19 protein-coding genes are annotated in these 19318 nt (G+C 40.8%); 13 read left to right on the top strand and 6 right to left on the bottom strand.

The features are described from left to right. Nucleotides 1-91: 91 nt before the first annotated feature. The 5 genes from MST17_RS10265 to MST17_RS10245 all read left to right on the top strand — a co-directional run bounded on the left by MST17_RS10265 (nucleotide 92) and on the right by MST17_RS10245 (nucleotide 5253). On the top strand, nucleotides 92-1078 hold the full coding sequence (locus MST17_RS10265; protein WP_180007353.1) for an ion transporter: 987 nt from the start codon (nucleotides 92-94) through the stop codon (nucleotides 1076-1078). 181 nt (nucleotides 1079-1259) lie between these two features. Then, nucleotides 1260-2180: a LysR family transcriptional regulator gene (locus MST17_RS10260; protein ID WP_078189020.1), complete on the top strand. Its 921-nt coding sequence runs from the start codon at nucleotides 1260-1262 to the stop codon at nucleotides 2178-2180. Between the two features lie 69 nt (nucleotides 2181-2249). Further along, entirely contained in the window at nucleotides 2250-2516 is a 267-nt protein-coding gene (locus MST17_RS10255) for a gamma-glutamylcyclotransferase family protein (RefSeq protein WP_257224027.1), read from the top strand. A gap of 254 nt (nucleotides 2517-2770) precedes the next feature. Further along, nucleotides 2771-3781, top strand: coding sequence for a sensor domain-containing diguanylate cyclase (locus tag MST17_RS10250; protein WP_180026930.1), 1011 nt, complete (start codon nucleotides 2771-2773; stop codon nucleotides 3779-3781). A gap of 305 nt (nucleotides 3782-4086) precedes the next feature. Continuing rightward, nucleotides 4087-5253 carry a CynX/NimT family MFS transporter gene (locus MST17_RS10245; protein WP_257224028.1) on the top strand — a complete coding sequence of 389 codons (1167 nt, stop codon included), beginning with the start codon at nucleotides 4087-4089 and terminating at the stop codon, nucleotides 5251-5253. A 32-nt stretch (nucleotides 5254-5285) separates the two neighbouring features. On the opposite strand, the gene MST17_RS10240 is transcribed toward MST17_RS10245, so the two are convergent. Next, nucleotides 5286-5741 (bottom strand): DUF441 domain-containing protein, encoded by a 456-nt coding sequence (locus tag MST17_RS10240; protein WP_111885075.1) that lies wholly within the window; start codon nucleotides 5739-5741, stop codon nucleotides 5286-5288. 151 nt (nucleotides 5742-5892) lie between these two features. Here MST17_RS10240 and MST17_RS10235 point away from each other — a divergent pair, with 151 nt between their 5' ends. Continuing rightward, on the top strand, nucleotides 5893-6612 hold the full coding sequence (locus tag MST17_RS10235) for a pseudouridine synthase (RefSeq protein ID WP_180026932.1): 720 nt from the start codon (nucleotides 5893-5895) through the stop codon (nucleotides 6610-6612). A gap of 133 nt (nucleotides 6613-6745) precedes the next feature. Here the strand turns inward: MST17_RS10235 and MST17_RS10230 are convergent, their stop codons facing one another. The 3 genes from MST17_RS10230 to MST17_RS10220 form a co-directional block, all read right to left on the bottom strand. Further along, nucleotides 6746-7189 carry a GNAT family N-acetyltransferase gene (locus MST17_RS10230; RefSeq protein ID WP_168378877.1) on the bottom strand — a complete coding sequence of 148 codons (444 nt, stop codon included), beginning with the start codon at nucleotides 7187-7189 and terminating at the stop codon, nucleotides 6746-6748. Nucleotides 7190-7287: 98 nt separating this feature from the next. Then, on the bottom strand, nucleotides 7288-7635 hold the full coding sequence (locus MST17_RS10225) for a type II toxin-antitoxin system RelB/DinJ family antitoxin (protein WP_078189014.1): 348 nt from the start codon (nucleotides 7633-7635) through the stop codon (nucleotides 7288-7290). 112 nt (nucleotides 7636-7747) lie between these two features. After that, a complete protein-coding gene (locus MST17_RS10220; RefSeq protein WP_180007349.1) occupies nucleotides 7748-8653 on the bottom strand; it encodes a pseudouridine synthase in 906 nt (301 codons plus the stop codon). A gap of 135 nt (nucleotides 8654-8788) precedes the next feature. Between MST17_RS10220 and tsaE the strand changes: the two genes are divergently transcribed. The 4 genes from tsaE to hfq all read left to right on the top strand — a co-directional run bounded on the left by tsaE (nucleotide 8789) and on the right by hfq (nucleotide 12823). Beyond that, nucleotides 8789-9268: a tRNA (adenosine(37)-N6)-threonylcarbamoyltransferase complex ATPase subunit type 1 TsaE gene (gene tsaE, locus MST17_RS10215; protein ID WP_180007348.1), complete on the top strand. Its 480-nt coding sequence runs from the start codon at nucleotides 8789-8791 to the stop codon at nucleotides 9266-9268. Further along, nucleotides 9258-11270, top strand: a complete 2013-nt coding sequence (mutL, locus tag MST17_RS10210; RefSeq protein WP_180026933.1) for a DNA mismatch repair endonuclease MutL — start codon at nucleotides 9258-9260, stop codon at nucleotides 11268-11270. Before tsaE ends, mutL begins: the two co-directional genes overlap by 11 nt. A 6-nt stretch (nucleotides 11271-11276) precedes the next feature. Beyond that, nucleotides 11277-12221: a tRNA (adenosine(37)-N6)-dimethylallyltransferase MiaA gene (gene miaA / locus MST17_RS10205; RefSeq protein WP_180026934.1), complete on the top strand. Its 945-nt coding sequence runs from the start codon at nucleotides 11277-11279 to the stop codon at nucleotides 12219-12221. 92 nt (nucleotides 12222-12313) lie between these two features. Continuing rightward, nucleotides 12314-12823: an RNA chaperone Hfq gene (gene hfq / locus MST17_RS10200; protein WP_180026935.1), complete on the top strand. Its 510-nt coding sequence runs from the start codon at nucleotides 12314-12316 to the stop codon at nucleotides 12821-12823. Nucleotides 12824-12976: 153 nt separating this feature from the next. Here the strand turns inward: hfq and MST17_RS10195 are convergent, their stop codons facing one another. Together MST17_RS10195 and MST17_RS10190 are read right to left on the bottom strand one after the other, a co-directional pair. Next, entirely contained in the window at nucleotides 12977-14284 is a 1308-nt protein-coding gene (locus MST17_RS10195; RefSeq protein ID WP_180026936.1) for a peptidylprolyl isomerase, read from the bottom strand. After that, nucleotides 14284-16764: an LPS-assembly protein LptD gene (locus tag MST17_RS10190; RefSeq protein ID WP_180026937.1), complete on the bottom strand. Its 2481-nt coding sequence runs from the start codon at nucleotides 16762-16764 to the stop codon at nucleotides 14284-14286. The genes MST17_RS10195 and MST17_RS10190 overlap by 1 nt, the downstream gene beginning before the upstream one ends. Nucleotides 16765-16884: 120 nt before the next feature. Between MST17_RS10190 and MST17_RS10185 the strand changes: the two genes are divergently transcribed. The 3 genes from MST17_RS10185 to rsmG all read left to right on the top strand — a co-directional run bounded on the left by MST17_RS10185 (nucleotide 16885) and on the right by rsmG (nucleotide 19304). Beyond that, nucleotides 16885-17898 carry an aminoglycoside phosphotransferase family protein gene (locus MST17_RS10185; protein WP_180026938.1) on the top strand — a complete coding sequence of 338 codons (1014 nt, stop codon included), beginning with the start codon at nucleotides 16885-16887 and terminating at the stop codon, nucleotides 17896-17898. Next, nucleotides 17898-18587, top strand: coding sequence for an N-acetylmuramate alpha-1-phosphate uridylyltransferase MurU (gene murU / locus MST17_RS10180; RefSeq protein ID WP_180026939.1), 690 nt, complete (start codon nucleotides 17898-17900; stop codon nucleotides 18585-18587). The genes MST17_RS10185 and murU overlap by 1 nt, the downstream gene beginning before the upstream one ends. 84 nt (nucleotides 18588-18671) lie before the next feature. Next, complete coding sequence (gene rsmG / locus MST17_RS10175; RefSeq protein ID WP_180003083.1) at nucleotides 18672-19304, top strand: 16S rRNA (guanine(527)-N(7))-methyltransferase RsmG; 633 nt, start codon at nucleotides 18672-18674, stop codon at nucleotides 19302-19304. Nucleotides 19305-19318: the final 14 nt, after the last annotated feature.

Here is a 19318-nt window from a genome sequence, read left to right as displayed (position 1 = left end):
ATAGATTTAACAGTAGACTGTCTAAAGGATTCGTATTTTTCCTAAGCGATGGTTTACACTGTAGCAAGTTAATTTGCTAACGATTTGAATTATGACTTTTAGTGCATGGTATTCACTGCGTAAATTTGTCTATAACAATTTACATAATGATGATTATGAAACTAAATTTAGTCATTTTCTCAACTATGCTTTGATATTGCTGATTTTAGGTAATGCTGCTGCGGTTTTACTCGAATCGGTCAATGATATTTATTTGTCTTATCAAGTTTACTTTGATTTTTTTGAAAATTTTTCAATCATTGTATTTAGTGTTGAATACGTATTGAGGCTTTGGTCGATTGCAGATAAAGACCCATTTTACTCCGCTTGGCGTAATCGTTTGAATTGGGTAAAAAGTGGTGGCGCAATTATTGATTTATTGGCAATTTTACCTGCATATCTAAATTTCTTTGTCCATTTTGATTTGCGTTTTTTACGTATTTTACGATTACTGCGTTTATTAAAATTAACTCGATATTTTGTGTCGTTGCAAATTTTGTTACGTGTCATTGAACGTGAAAAAGGTTCATTTCAAGCTGTTGTTTTTATTTTATTTATTATGATTATTATGGCCGCAGCTGGGGTGTATTTAGTTGAGAGTAAAGCACAGCCAGAGGTCTTTAGTTCTATTCCTGCGTCCATGTGGTGGGCTGTTGTTACTTTAACGACGGTCGGTTATGGCGATGTAACACCGATAACCCCTGTTGGGCGGATATTAGGTGCAATGATTACGATATTAGGGGTTGGCTTGGCAGCATTGCCAGCAGGTATTTTAGCCAATGGTTTGGCACATGAATTGGAGCAACGCAAACAACAATTAGAACTCAGTTTTCGTGAGTTGATTCAAAATCGTGAAATTGATTTTGTACTTGAGCCTGAAAAAATCGAAGAAATCCGAAAAACAGTGGGTTTAACCCGTGAGCAAACACAGGATATTATTTGGCAATTGTTACGTGAGCAAAAAGAGGAATCATTAAAGCAGGAGCGTGAGCAGTATGCATATTGCCCGCATTGTGGAAAAAAATTACCTGATTTGTAATGTGAAAAAAACACATTAGCTAAAGATGATTCAGTAAAACTTGATGAAGTATATTCATGTGAATAAAAAATAGTTAAATAAAATTTATGATGAATATGATTCATAAATATCATGATATGATAAATATAATTTAAAAATACTGATTTTCAGCTCATTCAGTATGTCGTTTGTGGAACTCATTATGTTGGAATTACGCCATCTCAAAACCTTATTGGCACTCAGAGAACACGGTTCTTTGGTCGCTGCATCTAATGATCTGTGTTTAACGCCTTCTGCACTTTCACACCAGTTGAAAGAGCTAGATCATTGGTATGGGGTAGAGGTGGTGAACCGACGCACACGTCCTGTGACCTTTTCGAATGTTGGGCAACGTTTACTACGCCTTGCTGATGATATTTTGCCGCAAGTTCAAATTGCGCAATCGGACATTACACGTATTGTGCATGGTCAAACCGGCCGAATTATTTTTTCTTCTGAATGTCATAGTTGTTTTGATTGGCTGATGCCGTTATTGAATGTCTACCGTCAGCAATACCCCGATGTAGATTTGGACTTTGCCTCTGGCTTTGAAGCCAATCCGCATGAACTATTACAAACAGGCGAGTTTGATCTTCTGATTACGGCAGACCCAATCAATTTAAAAGGTGTGGAATATTTCCCTATCTTTGAATATGAGTCTCGTTTGGTATTGTCCAATACACATCCATTGGTTCGTGCGACAAATGTGACTGTTCAAGAATTAGCAGAAGAAACGCTGATTACCTATCCGGTCGATAAACATCGTTTAGATATCATGGCGAAATTATTTTTACCGGCCAATATTCAGCCTAAACACGTCCGTACCACAGATTTGACCCAGATGCTGATTCAGTTGGTTGCAAGCGGTCGTGGCATTGCGGCATTACCAGATTGGGTGGTAAATGAATATGAACAAAAAGGTTGGGTGACCTCTCGACGTTTAGATTGTGTTTCACCTGAAGGTTTAAGACGAACTTTGTACGCCGGTTATCGTACCGAAGAGGCTGAAAAAAGCTATTTTGAAGGCTTCCTAAAACAGTTGGCCAAATTCTCACAAAAACGCAATCAATATTATTCCAACTAAGGAGGAGCTATGACTCAGAGTCTTTTTGTATACGGGACATGACGTCTAGGTCAGCCCAATGCTCACGTGATGGATCGCATTGGTGGCGAGTGGAAGAAAGGTGTGGTGTGGGGTGAATTAGAACATAAAGGCTGGGGTGCGGCGATGGGCAGTCCGGGCATTCGTTTATCGAAGGCAGGTCAAGCCATTGAAGGCTATGTTTTTATCTCTGAAAACTTAGCAGCTCATTGGGCTGCTTTAGATGAATTTGAAGGTACTGAATATCAACGTGTTGCTGTCGATGTACAACTGGAAGGCGGAGAATGGATGCAGAGTGAAATTTATGCCTTGAAATAATATCGTGAGGGAGAGTCGTAAAATACGTGGGCCATCCATACATCATGACTTTCCCCAACCTTCGATATATGTATCGATGATTCTGCTTGCTCTGTTGTTTCCTTGAGTGCATTTTCTTTCGAAGACCAGTATTTGAAAGAGTTGTATCTAAAGTGCTTGAATGCACAGAAATCACTTTAAGATTGCTATACAAGTGGATGAATAATTTTTAGAATTGAGCTGTATCTCACATTGAACCCTGTTTGAACTCAATCATGCCGAATACTATAGAACCTTCACCAACTCAACTCATGTCTGTGATTCAAACGCAGACAGCTATTGCCAAACTGGGTTTAGATCTAAATGCAGTGATGACCGTGGTCGCAGAACAGGCGCAGCAGATTACACACGCTAAAGGTGCAGTTGTAGAGTTGGCTGAAGATGGTGATATGGTCTATCGTGCAGTGTCTGGCGGGGCGAGCCATTTACTGGGTTTAAGACTTCATATTGAAAACAGCTTATCAGGTCTATGTATTGCACAAAAACAAACACTGTATTGCCAAGATTCGGAAACAGATGCACGGGTAGATCGCGTGGCATGTCAACGTGTTGGATTGCGTTCGATGGCAGTAGTGCCATTGATTCATTGTGATGAAGGTGTCGGTGTTTTAAAGATTTACTCTGACCAAGTCGATGCCTTTCAGGAAGCCGACTTGCATATATTAAGTTTGATGTCTGAGTTGATCGCTGCGGCGATGTACCATGCGACACATTTCGGTGCGACAGAGCTATATAAATTGGCGACGCAAGATAGCTTAACCGGCTTAGCTAATCGGGCTTTGTTTGTCGACTTTTTACGCCAAGGGATAGAAAAAGCACGTGCGCAGAAAAAAGTGTTGGGTATCTTGATGATTGATATGGATGGTCTGAAGCCGATTAATGATCAGTTTGGACATCGCATTGGGGATGCTGCACTGAAAGAAATCGCGCAGCGCATTTTGCGTGAAACGCGTCAAGATGACTTGGTTGCACGCTTGGGTGGTGATGAATTTGCTGTGATTTTAACCAATATTGCCAACTTAGAGCGTGCGCAAACGGCGATGAATCGAATCGCAGAAAGTTGCGGACTGCCATTTGCATTCGAGCAAATGAGCTTGAAAATTGGTGCCAGTATTGGCATGGCTTTATTTCCAGAGGATGCCGAATCCATCGATCAATTGGTCGAAATGGCTGATTTGAAAATGTACGCCAATAAGCGTGAACGGAAACAAGTAAATATTGAATAACTCACTGCTTAAATAATTCACTAATTGTTATGCAGGTGAATTCCTTCACTACCGCCAAATTATTGAAAGTATCAGAAAAAACATTTTTGATGGGAATACGTGTTGTCTCAAACAATTGCAGATGACATCACGGAATATCATTGTTTAATTTAAATCAAAGTGCGCTTAGCATGTGACGGTGCAAGATGATTAAATAATTGAAAAATCATCTAAGGTCATTTGTTTTTTGACTCAAAATAATATTTTGAATTGTTAAGCTGTGCACTATTGCATGGCGAAAAGAGCATGACAATTCAATGAAAGGGATGTCAAAAGATTTATTCATTATTGCGGCAGGTTTTATTGCTGCAATGCATATCGGGAAACTACCGCCCGCAATACCTGTATTACAACAGCAACTCGGCATTAGCTTTATTCAGTCTGGTTTATTGCTCTCACTAGTACAGGGTGCAGGAATGTGCTTTGCATTGTTGATTGGTAGTTATATCCAAAAAATTGGATTTAAACTGTGTATCTTATTGGGCTTAAGTCTATTGACGATAGCAAGTGCATGGGGGAGCTTTGCACAAAGCTTTGATGTCTTGTTGCTACTGCGTGTCATAGAAGGATTTGGCTTCTTATTGGTGACACTCACAGGGCCTGCATTTATCCGTCAGCTTGTACCGCTACAGCACATCAGCGCAAAGATGGGACTGTGGAGTGCTTATATGGGCGGAGGTATGGGCATAGCCTTATTGGTTGCGCCATTTCTAATTGCTCAATATGGTTGGAGTGTGGTTTGGCTCAGTTTCGCTATGATTACTGCAGCATTACTACTCTGTATCGCTATGTTTATTCCTCAGCCTAATGTGGCGCTGAATACAACACCTGTTATCGGTCTCATTCGGGATACCTTGAAACATCCTGCAGCATGGCTTTTGGCGCTCATTTTTGGGACATATGCAGGGCAATGGTTTGCATTGGTGGGTTTCTTACCGATGATTTATGCGCAAAATCAAATTTCAGCCGAATTGGCAGGTGCTTTAACAGCCAGTGTTGCCGTTGCGAATGCAGTGGGCACTTGGGGGTGTGGACTGCTATTACAGCGTGGTTTTCAAGCTAAAACTTTAGTCCAACTGGGTTTTGCTGTTTTGATCATTTGCTCCTTAGGTTTTTATCTCTCTAAAGATGCGTTACCGTTTTTACTGCAATATTTAACGGTGTTTAGTTTTTCGCTTTTTGGAGGCTTGGTTGCTGCGACGGTCTTTGCGCAATCACTGCATTTTGCACCTTATCCCGCGGCAATCAGTACGACGGTCGGCATGATTTTACAATGTTCTGCCATTTCCCAATTTGTTTTGCCACCTGTGATTGCCACCGTAGTTTCACAGACTGGAGCGTGGTTCTGGGCAGGTATCTTGATGTCAGCGTTGTCATTCGTTGGAATTATGCTTAGTCGGTGTTTATTTCAAATGCAGCATGGCTCAAATTAACATTTTGTTAAACCGCTATGTCAGCAACGGCCTTATTGCTTAATCCCAATCAGTAAAGACAAGATGCCTGCTGCAATGAGTGGGCCGACAGGTACACCACGCAGCATCGCAACACCTGCGACTGTCCCAATCAATAGTCCGGCAACCACATCAGGCTGATTGGACATCAGTTTGACACCACGTCCGCCTAGCCATGCTACAAAGATGCCAATGGCGATTGCGACGAGGGATTTCCAACTTAAAAAGGATTTTAAAATCGAATCACCAGGAATTTTTCCGCTAGCGATCGGCGTGAGTACGCCAATGGTTAAAATAATAATGCCAATGTTTAAGCCATATTGTTGCAGATAGGGGAAAAATTCACTTAAAGGCGTGATGCGGAAAACAATCAAGACACCTGCAGCTATGGTGATCGCTGTATTGTGGCTAAAGATGCCACAAGCCAATAACACCAATAACACGATCAGATTTAAATCCAACTGAGACATAGGATATTCGTGAGAAACTTCAATAAATAATCAATAGTGTAGCGCAGAAACATTAAAAACTGGCGTTCAAGATTATTTCCGCTATTTTTCCTGCAAGTTGGCTCGTGGTTCAGTATAAAATAGCAATATATGGTGTTTATTAGGTTGTTCTATGTTTTTGGAAAAAATGCTGCAATCACAAGGTTTTGGTTCGCGTAAATATTGCCAACAGTTGATTAAAAATGGTGCGGTCGAAATACGCGGTGAGATTGTAGATAATCCAAAGCAAAAGCTGGACTTGAATGATTTAACTTACAGTGTGCATGGACAGGACTATACCTATCGTGAGCATGTTTATATCGCGTTAAATAAACCTCAAGGTTATGAATGTTCGCATCAGGCAACCCATCATTTTAGTGTTTTTGAATTATTTGATGATGTGCTGTTAAATCGTGGTCTGCAATGCGTCGGGCGACTGGATCAAGACACCACTGGACTGTTGCTGCTCACGGATGATGGTCAATATCTACAAGCGCTTACACACCCTAAAAAGCATGTTGCCAAAGTGTATTCGATGCATACCGCAGATCCTGTGACACCTGAGCAAATACAACAATTAGAACAAGGCGTGGAGCTTCGAAACGAAAAAGGCATTTTCGCTGCAACCGATGTACAGCTATTGGCTTCACATCAATTGCAAATGACTGTCCATCAAGGGGTATATCATCAAGTGAAGCGGATGTTGGCGGCTGTCGGCAATAAAGTTGAAACATTACATCGTGCTCAAATAGGACAATTAAAGCTTGAAGATATTGCTGAGGGTGAATGGATCTATTTGAATGCAGCGCAAATTGAACAATCGAAATTTCGTGAAAATCTAAATTCACAGTAATAGGTACAGGGCTTTGATACGTCATCATTTGAAGGATGAATGTGCGGTATTAAAGCCCATAAATATGTCTGCTAATTATTTAAAGATGCGTTTCTAATATGCGTTGATGATGTTTTTAATGCCGAGCAAGGCATTAGCGAATAAAGTAATGATAAGTTTGAAATTCATCATCTTTAATGAAGCCCATCGATTCATAGAGCTGATGTGAGTGATAGTTATTTTTTTGAGTTTCGAGGCTGATTCGAAGCGCACCTTCATGTTGAGCAAAGAGAACCGCGGTATCGATCAATTGTTTGGCTGAACCCTGACGACGATATACAGGGCTGACATAGACATCATCTAAAATATAGTAGGTTGAACAAGCCACAGATGAAAAGCCCAAATACAGTAAGATAAACCCAGTAATCACATCATCTTTTAAGCAAATAAAAATTACGCTTTCATTATTTTCAAAACGTTGTCTTAGAAATTTATATGAGATATCAAGATTAGAAGAGGTGCCATAAAATTGGCGATATTCATCAAATAAAACAGCAAGTGGATGAAGGTCTGCTTCTGTTGCGCGTCGAACGATCATTTTTTTCTATACTCCATGCTATTTTTATCAGTCTTGCATGAAGCATATCGAATTTTCGAAATTGGTTGATTTATAAATTGTTTATAAATGCGACAGTGTTAAGTTTTGTCACCTTCACCCAAAATTGCATTGAGCTCTTCAAACAAGTCGAGATGATCATCATCTAATAATGGATCATTATTTAAAATTTCTAATTCCGCAGGGCTAATTTCAGTGGTTGAAATGGCTTGGGCTTCTTGTTGTTTTAATTTGCGTAACTTAATCAATTGTTCAATATTGATATTTTGGTTTTCAATAGAGAAGGGGATTGATTTGGTTAAAACAACTTGTTTAAAGAATAGACGTACAGCCTGTGCAGGTGTAATGCCTAATTGTTTAAACACGGCAAAGGCCTGTTTCTTTTCCTGTGAATCGAGGCGGATTTGGTAGACTTCAGTTTTTCTCATATTCTTAGAAAGCTTTAAAATACTTAACTTTTCGCATTTATTCTAATCAAAACTGTTTTAAATTCAAGAAAGTTTGGCAGTATTTTATCAATTTAATGTAATGACAATCGATTTACAGTGTCAATTCATAGGCAGAACTGAATTGAAAAGCCTGCTCTGTCACAGGATCGATAAACTCAAGATGTTTCGCAAGTAGTTGTAAAGGTTGGCTGAAATCGTCATCTGCCTTATGTTGTACTACTGGATAAAAGGGGTCATTTTGAATTGGAATGCCCAAAGCATTTAAATGTACACGAAGTTGGTGTTGCTTGCCGGTATGGGGATTTAATTCATACTTAGCGCGGTTTCCATGCTGCTGGATCAGCTGAATGAAGGTTTCGCTGTTAGGTTCACCATCTACTATTTGCATTGTATAAAAAGGTTGACCTTTTTCCATGCGATAGCGAGTTGTGATTGGGAAATTTAATTCATCTCGATAAGCTGCAATGGCATGATAGGTTTTTTGAACGTTTCGAGTGGCAAACATTTGTTGATACAGCCCACGGCTTTCGACACATTTGGAAAACAGCACCACACCTGCAGTTTCACGGTCTAAACGATGAATCGGCGTTAGCTGTTCAAGCTGCGTTTGTTTTTTGAGTCGAACCAATAAGGTTTCTTGTACATACTGACCGGTTGGACTCATGGTGAGAAAATGTGGTTTATCGACCACAATGAAATGATCATTTTCAAACAAAATCTGATGCTCAAAAGGAACATGGATTTCATGCGCTAAGAATCGATAATAATAAACATGACGATTGGCTTCAAAAGGACTGTCTATCGTTAAAACGTCACCATTTGCGGCATAGACCAATCCATCCTTAAATCGTTGTTGCCACTCTGCTGCTTGGATATGAGGAAATTGTTCACACAAATATGCATAGACGGTAGAGGCTTGCGTGTGTTGACCGTCAAGGAAGACTTTGCTGGCACTAACACCATTGATCATCGGGGGAGTAAATTCAAAACTGTGCATGAAGAAAGATCTAAAAACTGAGCAAATGAAGCAGAGAACACATCATGAAAAATGCTCAATCTGTAGTGTGAACATATCCATTTTAGCCAGTGCGATGCTATCATATTTAATTCTTATGTACATGTTGTGAGTAATATGCAGTATTCATTCAGTCTGGAACTTAATAGTGAAGTCGATACCCAAAACTTAGCTACCGTACTGGCGACGCATTTTACGACGGGTGTAGCGTATTTAATTGGTGACTTGGGTGCAGGAAAGACCACGTTAACACGTTATTTTTTACAACACTTGGGTCATCAAGGTGCGGTAAAAAGTCCAACCTATACATTAGTTGAACCTTACAATATTCAAGGACAAGATATTTTTCATTTTGATTTATATCGTCTGAATGACCCTTATGAGCTTGAACTTATGGGTATCCGTGATTATTTAGAAACGCCGAACGCCCTATTTTTATTTGAATGGCCATCTAAAGGGGGCGACGAAATCCCTGAGGCTGATTTAATTATTAATATTGAAAAGTCTGCGGATGAAACCACCCGTACAGCGACTTTAAGCTCTTCTTCAGAAACTTTGCAAAACGCTTTGGAGCAAAAATTTAACCATGCTGAATGAAATCAGTGCCCGCCGCATTCGAACGCTTGATCCTGCCTTAGCCAACCAAATTGCCGCAGGGGAAGTGATTGAACGTCCTGCTTCTGTGGTCAAAGAATTACTGGAAAATGCCATTGATGCAGGGGCGACTGAGCTGATTGTTCGTATTGAACAAGGCGGCAGTACACTGATTGAAATAATAGACAATGGTCGGGGTATTCACCCTGAAGATCTACCTTTGGCGGTCATGCGCCATGCCACAAGTAAAATCCAAACTGCTGAAGATTTGCATGCCATTGTAAGTCTAGGTTTTCGTGGGGAAGCCTTGGCTTCGATCGCTGCGGTGTCTCGTTTGACATTGACCAGTAGCCAAAATGATGACGGTGTAGGCTATCAGGTCGAAGTAAATGGCACCGCATTTGATTCGCAAGAAATTCAGCCTGTGGCAGCGACGCAAGGCACCACCATCCGTGTGCAAGATTTATTTTTTAATGTACCTGCACGGCGTAAGTTCCTCAAAAAACCGGGGACTGAGTTTGGACATATCGAAGAAATTGTCCGTCGTTTAGCACTGACCCATTTTGATATACGTTTTGTCCTTGAGCATAACAATAGCATTAAGCTGAACTTGCCTATTGCAGATAGTGGTGCGCTGCGTTTTCAGCGGGTGCAACAATTATTAGGCCGTCAATTTACTGAAAATGCGTACTGGATGGATGCTGATAGCGTCAATATGCGTCTCAGTGGGTGGTTAGGTCATCCTTCAGATGCACGTGCGCAAGCCGATATGCAATATGTCTATGTGAATGGACGTATCGTAAAAGACAAGACAGTTTCACATGCACTTCGCATGGCCTATGACGGTATTTTGCATGGACATCAACATGCGGCTTATTTGTTATTTATGGAAGTTGATCCAGAAAATATCGATGTGAATGTGCATCCAACCAAGCATGAAATACGTTTTCTAAATCAACGTGAAGTACATGAGTTTGTGCGCCATTTTGCCAAATCGACTTTAGCGCAATTTCAAACCGCGACAGCCGAATTGTCATCTGCAATGAAACTCGACGGGCAGGCACACGAAAATATTATTCCGCAGCCGCGTCATCAGGAACAATTTTCATTACATCAATCTCAGCCAGTTGCAGAGCAAGGCTCAAATTTTGTCAGTCCAGAGATCTCAGGCGGACTCACTGACTTTAGTTCACCTGCAACAGTGCAATATGCTTCTAATCATGCGCCAACAGGGCAGGAAGCTTATACACAGCAATATTCAAATGCGTCGAACAATAGTGCTGGATATCAGTCAAATTTAGCGGGTTCCAGACAGCTCAATAATGCATTGCAAAGTTATTTGGCGCCTTTACGTCAAACTGAGTCGTTAAATGATCCGGATACCGCATTGGCTGAACATATTCAGCAGAAAGTCGATGAGCATCCTTTGGGGATTGCCATTGCGCAATTGCATGGTATTTATATTTTGGCCCAAAACACCGAAGGTTTAATCATTGTTGATATGCATGCTGCGCATGAGCGCATTGTTTTACAACAAATGAAAACGGCTTGGGATAAACCTGAGTTTTGGACATCACAGCAATTGCTGATTCCTAAAGTCGTCAGTATCAGTCGGATGCAAGCGATGCGCGTCGATGAGCTCAAAGAACAATTGGCACGCCTAGGTTTAGAAATAGACCAATATGGCGATGAGCAAGTCATTGTTCGTGGTGTTCCTGCCATTTTGCATAAAGCAGACTTTGATGCGCTGATTCCAGATTTATTAAATGATTTAGACCCAAGTGATCAGGTTGCAGGGTTACTACAAAAGCGTGATCAAATATTGGCAGGCATGGCTTGTCATGGCGCTGTACGCGCACACCGTATTTTAAGTCTATCTGAAATGAATGCATTACTGCGTCAGATGGAACAAACTGAATTTGCCAGCCAATGTAACCATGGACGTCCGACGTGGCGTGCGTTTCCATTGGCACAGCTAGATAAACTTTTTGCTCGGGGAGAGTAGTTTTACATGTCAAATCAATTGCCGGTCATCAACTTAATGGGACCAACTGCAAGCGGTAAAACCGCCTTGGCATGTGAGTTATACGAGCAAGGTGGATTCGAATTAATTTCTGTCGATTCTGCTTTGGTTTTTCAGGATATGGATATTGGTACGGCCAAGCCGAGTAAAGCTGAGTTGGAGAAATATCCACATCATTTGATTGATATTATCAGTCCGCTAGAAGTGTATTCGGCAGCGAACTTTGTGGAAGATGCGTGTGTGCTGATTGATGATATGCATGCCCGAGGTAAAACACCGATTTTAGTCGGTGGCACGATGTTGTATTACAAAGCTTTATTGGAAGGGTTGTCTTCAAACTTACCAAGTGCAGACTATGCTGTACGTGCTGAAATTGAAGCCAAAGCTGAGTCGCAAGGTTGGGACGCTGTATATGCAGAACTGTGCAATGTAGACCCATTGGCAGGTGAAAAATTTAAACCGAGTGATAAGCAACGAATTATCCGTGCGCTCGAAGTTTTTAAATTAACAGGTAAACCCATTACGCAGTTACAAGCTGAGCAACCTAAAAACGTACCATACCGTTACAATTTTCATAATTACGCATTATTGCCAGACCGATTAGAATTACATGAGCGTATAGCTCAACGTCTAAAAATAATGTGGGAAATTGGATTTTTAAATGAAGTGAAAGCTCTCATTGAAAAATACGATTTAGATGAAAATTTACCCTCTATGCGCTCAGTTGGATATCGTCAAGCTTTAGATTTTTTGAAAAATAGTGATCAAAGTAGCGAAAAACAGAGTGAAATGGAGGATAAGGCACTTTTTGCAACACGACAACTTGCAAAACGTCAATATACTTGGTTAAGATCTTTGCAAGAAACGCATAAATTTACTACATATTTAACTGCGCAGCAGGCTCAAGAAGACTTGCGAAAGTGCTACGGATAAAGCAAAATTTACAGACTACCTTTTTGATAATTTTTAATTGAAAAGTAAAGGTAGCTTTTGCGCTGATTTTTATTATTTTTTGGAGTTATAACATGTCTAAAGGTCAAACTTTACAAGATCCGTTCTTAAATTCTCTCCGTAAAGAACGTATTCCAGTGTCGATCTTCCTTGTAAACGGTATTAAATTGCAAGGTCATATTGAATCTTTCGACCAATACGTTGTTTTATTAAAAAATACTGTAAGCCAAATGGTTTACAAACACGCTATTTCAACTGTTGTTCCAGCACGTAACCCACGTCCTGCTGGTGCTCCTGCTGGTGCTCAAGGCGCTGCTGGCTTCGGTGGTCAACAAGGCGGCTTCGGCGGTCAACAAGGTGGCTTCGGTGGTCAAGGTGGCTTCGGTGGTCAAGGTGGCTTCGGTGGTCAAAGTGGCTTTGGTGGTCAAGGTGGCTTCGGTGGTCAAGGTGGCTTCGGTGGTCAAGGTGGCTTTGGTGGTCAAGGTGGCTTCGGTGGTCAAAGTGGTTTCGGCGGTCAAAATGCTGGTTTTGATGGCGAAACTAAATTTGAAGATGCTCAAGACGACGAAAACAACAATCGTTAATTGAATTAAAAAAAACCTCCCAAATGGGAGGTTTTTTTGCCTATAAAAGAGTAGATTGTTTTCACAAAGGGTATGTAATAATTACTAAAGTGCTGAATGATGATAAGAATCGACATAAAAAAACCAGCCGAAGCTGGTTTTTTGTTTATTCACTTATTTCTTTTTACGATCTAGAGTAGGATCTTTAATTTCAACATAGGCATTGTTGCGAATTTCACGTAACCAGCTGTCCAGTTCAGTGTCAAATTGACGCTCACCTAAAATCTGACGTGCCATACGTTCTTGTACTTCATGTGTCATGTCTTGTTGACGTGTATCTGTTACTTGCAGGATGTGCCAACCAAACTGAGATTGGAAAGGTTTGCTGATTTCACCTTTCGCTGTTGATTTCATCATCGCTTCAAATTCTGGAACCATAACACCTGGGCTAACCCAACCTAAACTACCACCATTGGCAGCAGAACCGGTGTCATTCGAGAATGTTGAAGCCAAGACAGCAAAATCTTCACCTTTTTGCAGGCGGTTATACAAGCTGTCTATCATTTGTTTTGCGTTTTCAGGACTCACCACTTCAGAAGGTTGAATCAAGATATGGCGAGTTTGGTATTGTGGAACAATGGCTTTTTGTTCGCCACCTTTACGGTCAACCAATTTTAAAACATGAACGCCATCACGTACTGAAATCAGTTCAGTGGTTTGACCGACTTGCAAAGGTGCTACACGTGCAGCAAGTTCATCTGGAATATCAGATAAGTTGCGGAAGCCCATATCTGCACCGTCAACTTTAATGTCTTTGGTGCTGTATTTGTTGGTAATCGCTTTAACATCGTTACTTGCTGCCAGTTCTTTGCGAATGTCTTCAGCGATTTTAACGGCATTATCACTGCTAGCAACGCGTACATGTAAGACGTGGACTTGATTACCTAGCGCAGCTTGACCTTGTGGTGAACTTAAGAAGTTTTTCACATCTTGGTCACTGATTTGAATGCGAGAAGTGACCAACTGTTGGCGTAGGCGTTGTAACGCGATGTCTTCAGCGATACGTGCACGTAAACCTGCATAGGTATTTGGTGCAACAGCATCTAATTTTTGCTGAAACGCTTCTAAGCTTGGAGAGCCGGCATCTTTCGCAACTTTAAGTACGGCTTCATTGAGTGATTTTTCATCCGCTTTGACGTTATAGCGTTTCACTTGTTCAAGCTGTGCTTGGCGCGTAATCAGCTGTTCTAAAGCTTGTTGCTGCAAGTATTCGGTCGGTGGGGCGGTTTGTTTTTTTGCTTGAAGTTGGTGAGTGATCTCGGCAATGCTTTGATCAAGATCACTACGTAGAATCACGCTATTGTCAACGACAGCTACAATTTCATCTTTAGGTTGCGCAGCAGCAAATACAGATACAGAAGTCGATAGGCAAAGTGCCAAAGCTGACGCTTTAAAAATTTGTTTTAACTGTTTTGTCTTCATTAACGTTCTGTCCAAGATTGATTAATATTGTTAAAACCCAACACTCGGTTTTCAAGCAAAGAGGTTAATTTATTGTTGAAGCCACCTAAACCTTTTAGGGTGAACTCCGCCATAATGGCACGTTTTGGTTTAACATCTGAAGATGTTACATCATCTAAATCGTTATAGTACGAACGACCATAAACTGAAACACCCCAGCAGCATGACTCGTAGTTCACACCAAGTAAATATTCACGCGCAATACTGTTGTCGAGGTCATATTGTGCATGACCGATAATACGCCAGTTATTGTGAATAGGTTGAATAAACGATGCTACTGCTTGGTCATAGCTGTCTTGGCGGTTCGGAATGTCTTTACGATAGAAATAACCGACATTGTATAAATTGCCTTTATTTCCTGTGTAATACATTTGAATATCGCGCTGAGCATTATCACCATTCGCCATCCATGCAGAATTGGCATTGACACTGATGCTGTCAGATAGCTGGCTAGAAATGCTCACGACAGGGCCAGTATGGCGTTCGGTATCAAATTTATCAGAGACGTTGTTTAGCGTGACGCGGCGGTCTTCAAAATAGAAACTTTGACCAACGCTAGCTTTTAAACGCTCAAGACCTACATCATCAAATAAACTATAGCTTAAACCTAGAGATGCGAAGTTGTTGTCTTCTAAACGGTCATTACCGTAGAAACGACGCGGGCTAAACAACTGGTCATAGTTAATTGATGCTGTGGTTGAGTCAAAGTTTGGGTTAGTGTCTTGGTTTTTGTATGGAGAATACGCGTAGAAGAAACGTGGCGTTAAAGTTTGTAGATAACGACCTTCGCGCTCCATCACAAGACCCGCATCTAAAGTAAATTGCGGTACAATGACCGATTTACTTTCACTACTAGAGTGATTGTTATTTGTATTGGCACGATCAACAGTATCTTGATCATAAATCGTGTTTACGTTACGAATAGACACTTCTGGAATTACAAAAGACCATGGGTTACGATAGTTATAACGCACACTAAAGTCGTTATAAATACGTGCACCACTTGGCTCATACATTGTCGCATCACTATTGTTTTGCGGAATATTATCGCCACGCAGATTCTTTTTAAAATATGCTGTATCGTTGTTAAATTCGTACTGTAAGCCGAGCGGATTACCAGTCTTGTAGTTCAGTAGGAATTGCGGCAAGCGCGCATACGGACGGTCTTCATCACTGACAGTTTTATCCAGTGTTTGGAAGTCTTCAACTTTAAGCTGTGCTTTTAGGCCGGGGATACCATTTTTATAATTGAGTTCCCATGCACGGCGTAAGTTCAGGTCAGTTTTTGAGTTTGGATTATTATTGAGATCTGAGAAATAGTCTTTATCAGATGCATAGTTGTATTCTAAATTTGTCGTGAATTGATCGTTAATTTTCCAGTTATGGAGGAAATGTAAGTCTTTACGATCTTGATCGTCATACTTTTGGTCGGATGGTAAATAACCACCCCAAACCATCCCTGAACCAAAATTTTTAGTTAAATAACGGAATTCACCTTCCATCATTGCGCCACGATCTGCGATATAACGCGGCGTTACTGTAGCATCATAGTTTGGTGCAAGGTTCAGATAAACCGGTACTGCGAGTTCAATACCACCGTCATTGGTAAAACCAAAGCTTGGGGTCAAAATACCTGTGGTACGGCGGTCATCAATCGGGAAGTTGAAGTAGGGTACAGCCATGACCGGAACATCTTTTACATAAAGTGTTGTTCCTTTTGTTTCGCCACGACCAGTTTCTTGATTCAGCTTAATTTTGTCTGCTTGAATTTTCCACGTTGGTTTTTCATCGGGTGGACAAGTGGTATAAACCGCATTTTCTAATTCAAGTGTTTCGGTTGAAGTGCGTGAAATTTTTTCAGCACGACCATGCGCATGTTGCTGTTCAGCAATAAAGAAACTGTTATTTAAATCACCCTGTTGGGTTTTTAAATTGTAATCAATGGAATCGCTTTGAGAGATCAACCCAGACTGTGCCATTTGTACGCGGCCAGACGCATTGGCATAGGTTTGGGTTTTATCAATTTTGATTTGATCGGCACGAATTTGACGACCTTCTTGGTCAATCAGTACATTACCTTCAAGAATGGAATCGCCATTCGGGTCAAAATGACCATAGTCTGCGGTAATGGTTGAGGTTGCATCTTCAGGTGCGACTGCTTTCGTTGTTGGCGCAACAGGGGTAATCCACGTGCCTGTACAAAACGCTGAACTTAATTGATTGGTGTTGCGAATCTGTGCTTCAGGTGCAGACTTATCGACATAATATTGTTCGAAGAACTGCTGCCCCGGATAAGCTTCTGAAATGCTTTGTTTGAGTTGTTCTGTATCGTCATCCGTGGACGGGTTTGAAACAGGTGCTGCATAGCTTGGTAACGAGCTACCACATAGAAGGGTTAAGATCGCAGTCGCTAAAGGATTAAATTTAAACTGATGCTTCATTTGTCTCATTAACCAGGTATGCTTAATCGCAATTAATTATTGTCGCATCATAGAGAAAAAGTTGATAAGTAGCTACACTTAGCACTTTAAAAACTCAGCCTGTATTAGAATTTATCGCAAATGAATACACAACGTGAACAATTGATACAAACATGGATTTCATCTGTACTCGGTTCAGATCAATTTGAAATTAACTTCTTAGCAGGCGATGCAAGCTTCCGTCGTTATGCACGAATCAAATTGAATAATAAAACATTTATGCTTATGGATGCACCACCAGAAAAAGAAGATTGTGGTCCTTTTGTGTCGATTGATGAATTTTTTGATGCACATGGTGTGCGTGTACCACATATCGTGGCCAAAGACCTTGATCAAGGCTTCTTATTGTTAGAAGATTTTGGTGATGTTTTGTTGTCGACATTGTTAAATGATCAAACAGTAGACGCACATTATGCTCAAAGTTTTAAACAGTTGATTCAATTACAGTCAATTGATGGTGCTGCTCATTTTCCTGCATATGCCTATGAAAAGCTGATTTCTGAAATGGAGCTGTTAACCGATTGGTTATTGCCATCTCTACAAGTGCAGCCAACTGCAGAAGAATCGGCACTCATTAAACGTACCTTTGCTATCTTAGCCAATGCTGCATTGGCTCAGCCTCAAGTGATTGTGCATCGTGATTTTCATAGCCGTAATTTGATGGTACTTGACGGTGAGCAAGATCAGGGCGTGATTGATTTCCAAGATGCTGTGATTGGTGCAGATACTTATGATTTGATCTCAATCACACGTGATGCTTATGTGCAGTGGAATGCAGATCGCGTTTATGCATGGTTTAAAACATTCTATGATTTGCTACCTGCATCGGCAAAAGAAGGTCGTAGCTTTGAGCAATTCAAACAAGACGCAGACCTCATGGCGATTCAACGTCATATCAAAATTTTAGGTATTTTTGTGCGCTTATTTGAGCGTGATGGTAAGTCAGGTTATCTCAAAGATTTGCCGCGTGTGATGTGGTATTTACTTGAAGAAAGTAAACCGTATGCAGAATTACAACCTTTTATGCAATTTATTCAGGCTAAAGTATTGCCGAAATTTGAAGCCAAATACGGCACTTATGAGGTTGTTGCATAATGAAAGCCATGATTTTAGCGGCGGGTCTCGGAAATCGGATGCGCCCTTTAACATTGTATAAGCCAAAGCCTTTGCTTGAAGTGGGTGGAAAACCACTGATTGTTTGGCATATAGAAAAGCTAAAAAAAATTGGCGTAACTGAAATCATCATCAATTCTGCATGGCTTGCAGATATATTGATTGGTACTTTGGGCGATGGCTCGCAGTTTGGTGTGGATATTCGCTGGACACGTGAAGCAGAAGGCTTGGAAACAGCCGGTGGTATTATTAATGCCTTACCTTTGCTTGGGACAGAACCGTTTATTTTAGTCAATGGTGACGTTTGGACGACCTACGATTTTTCAGCCTTGCTCAATGTTGAGCTAAAAGATGACTTGGCACACTTGGTCTATGTGACTAACCCAACGCAACATCCAAAGGGTGATTTTATCTTGGATGCTGGGCGTAGTTATACCTTTGAGCAAGAACATACAGGCGAGGCACTCACCTATAGCGGAATCGCAGTTATACATCCAAACATGTTTAATGGATTGGAAGCTGGCAAGCGTCCGCTCGCACCTTTATTGAAACAAGCTATGTTGGATGGAAAAATTTCTGCAGAGAAAATGCAAACTGCGTGGGTTGATGTTGGCACACCTGAGCGTTTAAGTGATCTAGATCTACAGATTCGCCAAGGCATGTACGATTAAGTGCATATTCGCTAAGCGTTAGCTACTGTTCCACGGCTTAGAAATCGGTATACTTCAGTTAATTTTTATTGAGATGTCTTCTTTATGCATCCTTTTTTTCAAGACTTAAAGCAAGGTAGTCAAAAGCTTGGCTTAGATTTGAGTGAAGAAGCATTAAATCTATTGCTGAAATACCAAGATGCCCTAGTGCTGTGGAACAAAGCGTATAACTTGACTGCTATTCGTGATCCTAAAGAAATGTTGGTTAAGCATTTATTGGATAGCTTAAGTATCCTAAATGATTTGCCTGCAGGTCGTTTATTGGATATCGGTACGGGTGGTGGCATGCCGGGCATGATCATTGCACTGTGTCAGCCTGAACGTGAATGTGTGCTTTTAGATGCCAACGGTAAAAAAATTCGATTCTTAAAACAATTTATTGCTGACTTAAAACTAAAAAATGTCATTGCGGTACAAACACGTGTCGAAAATGAAGACAGCATTAATGAACTGGGGCAGTTTGATGTGATTACGAGTCGTGCTTTTGCGTCGTTAACGGATTTTGTGGATGCGTCTAAACCGTATATGCATGCGCAAAGTATTATCGCGTCGATGAAAGGCTTAATTCCTGAAGAAGAAGTTGAAACACTAAAAAGTGATTTCAAGATTGATATCGTTGCATTAAAAGTTCCACGACTTGATGAGCAGCGTCATTTAATTTTTCTTAAACGTATTTAAAATTTTCAAAGGAC

Source organism: Acinetobacter sp. YH16056_T (assembly GCF_024605895.1).
Classification (GTDB): Bacteria; Pseudomonadota; Gammaproteobacteria; order Pseudomonadales; family Moraxellaceae; genus Acinetobacter; species Acinetobacter amyesii.
Note: the sequence above shows the minus strand (reverse complement) of the source record. Positions and strands in the feature narration are given on the sequence as shown.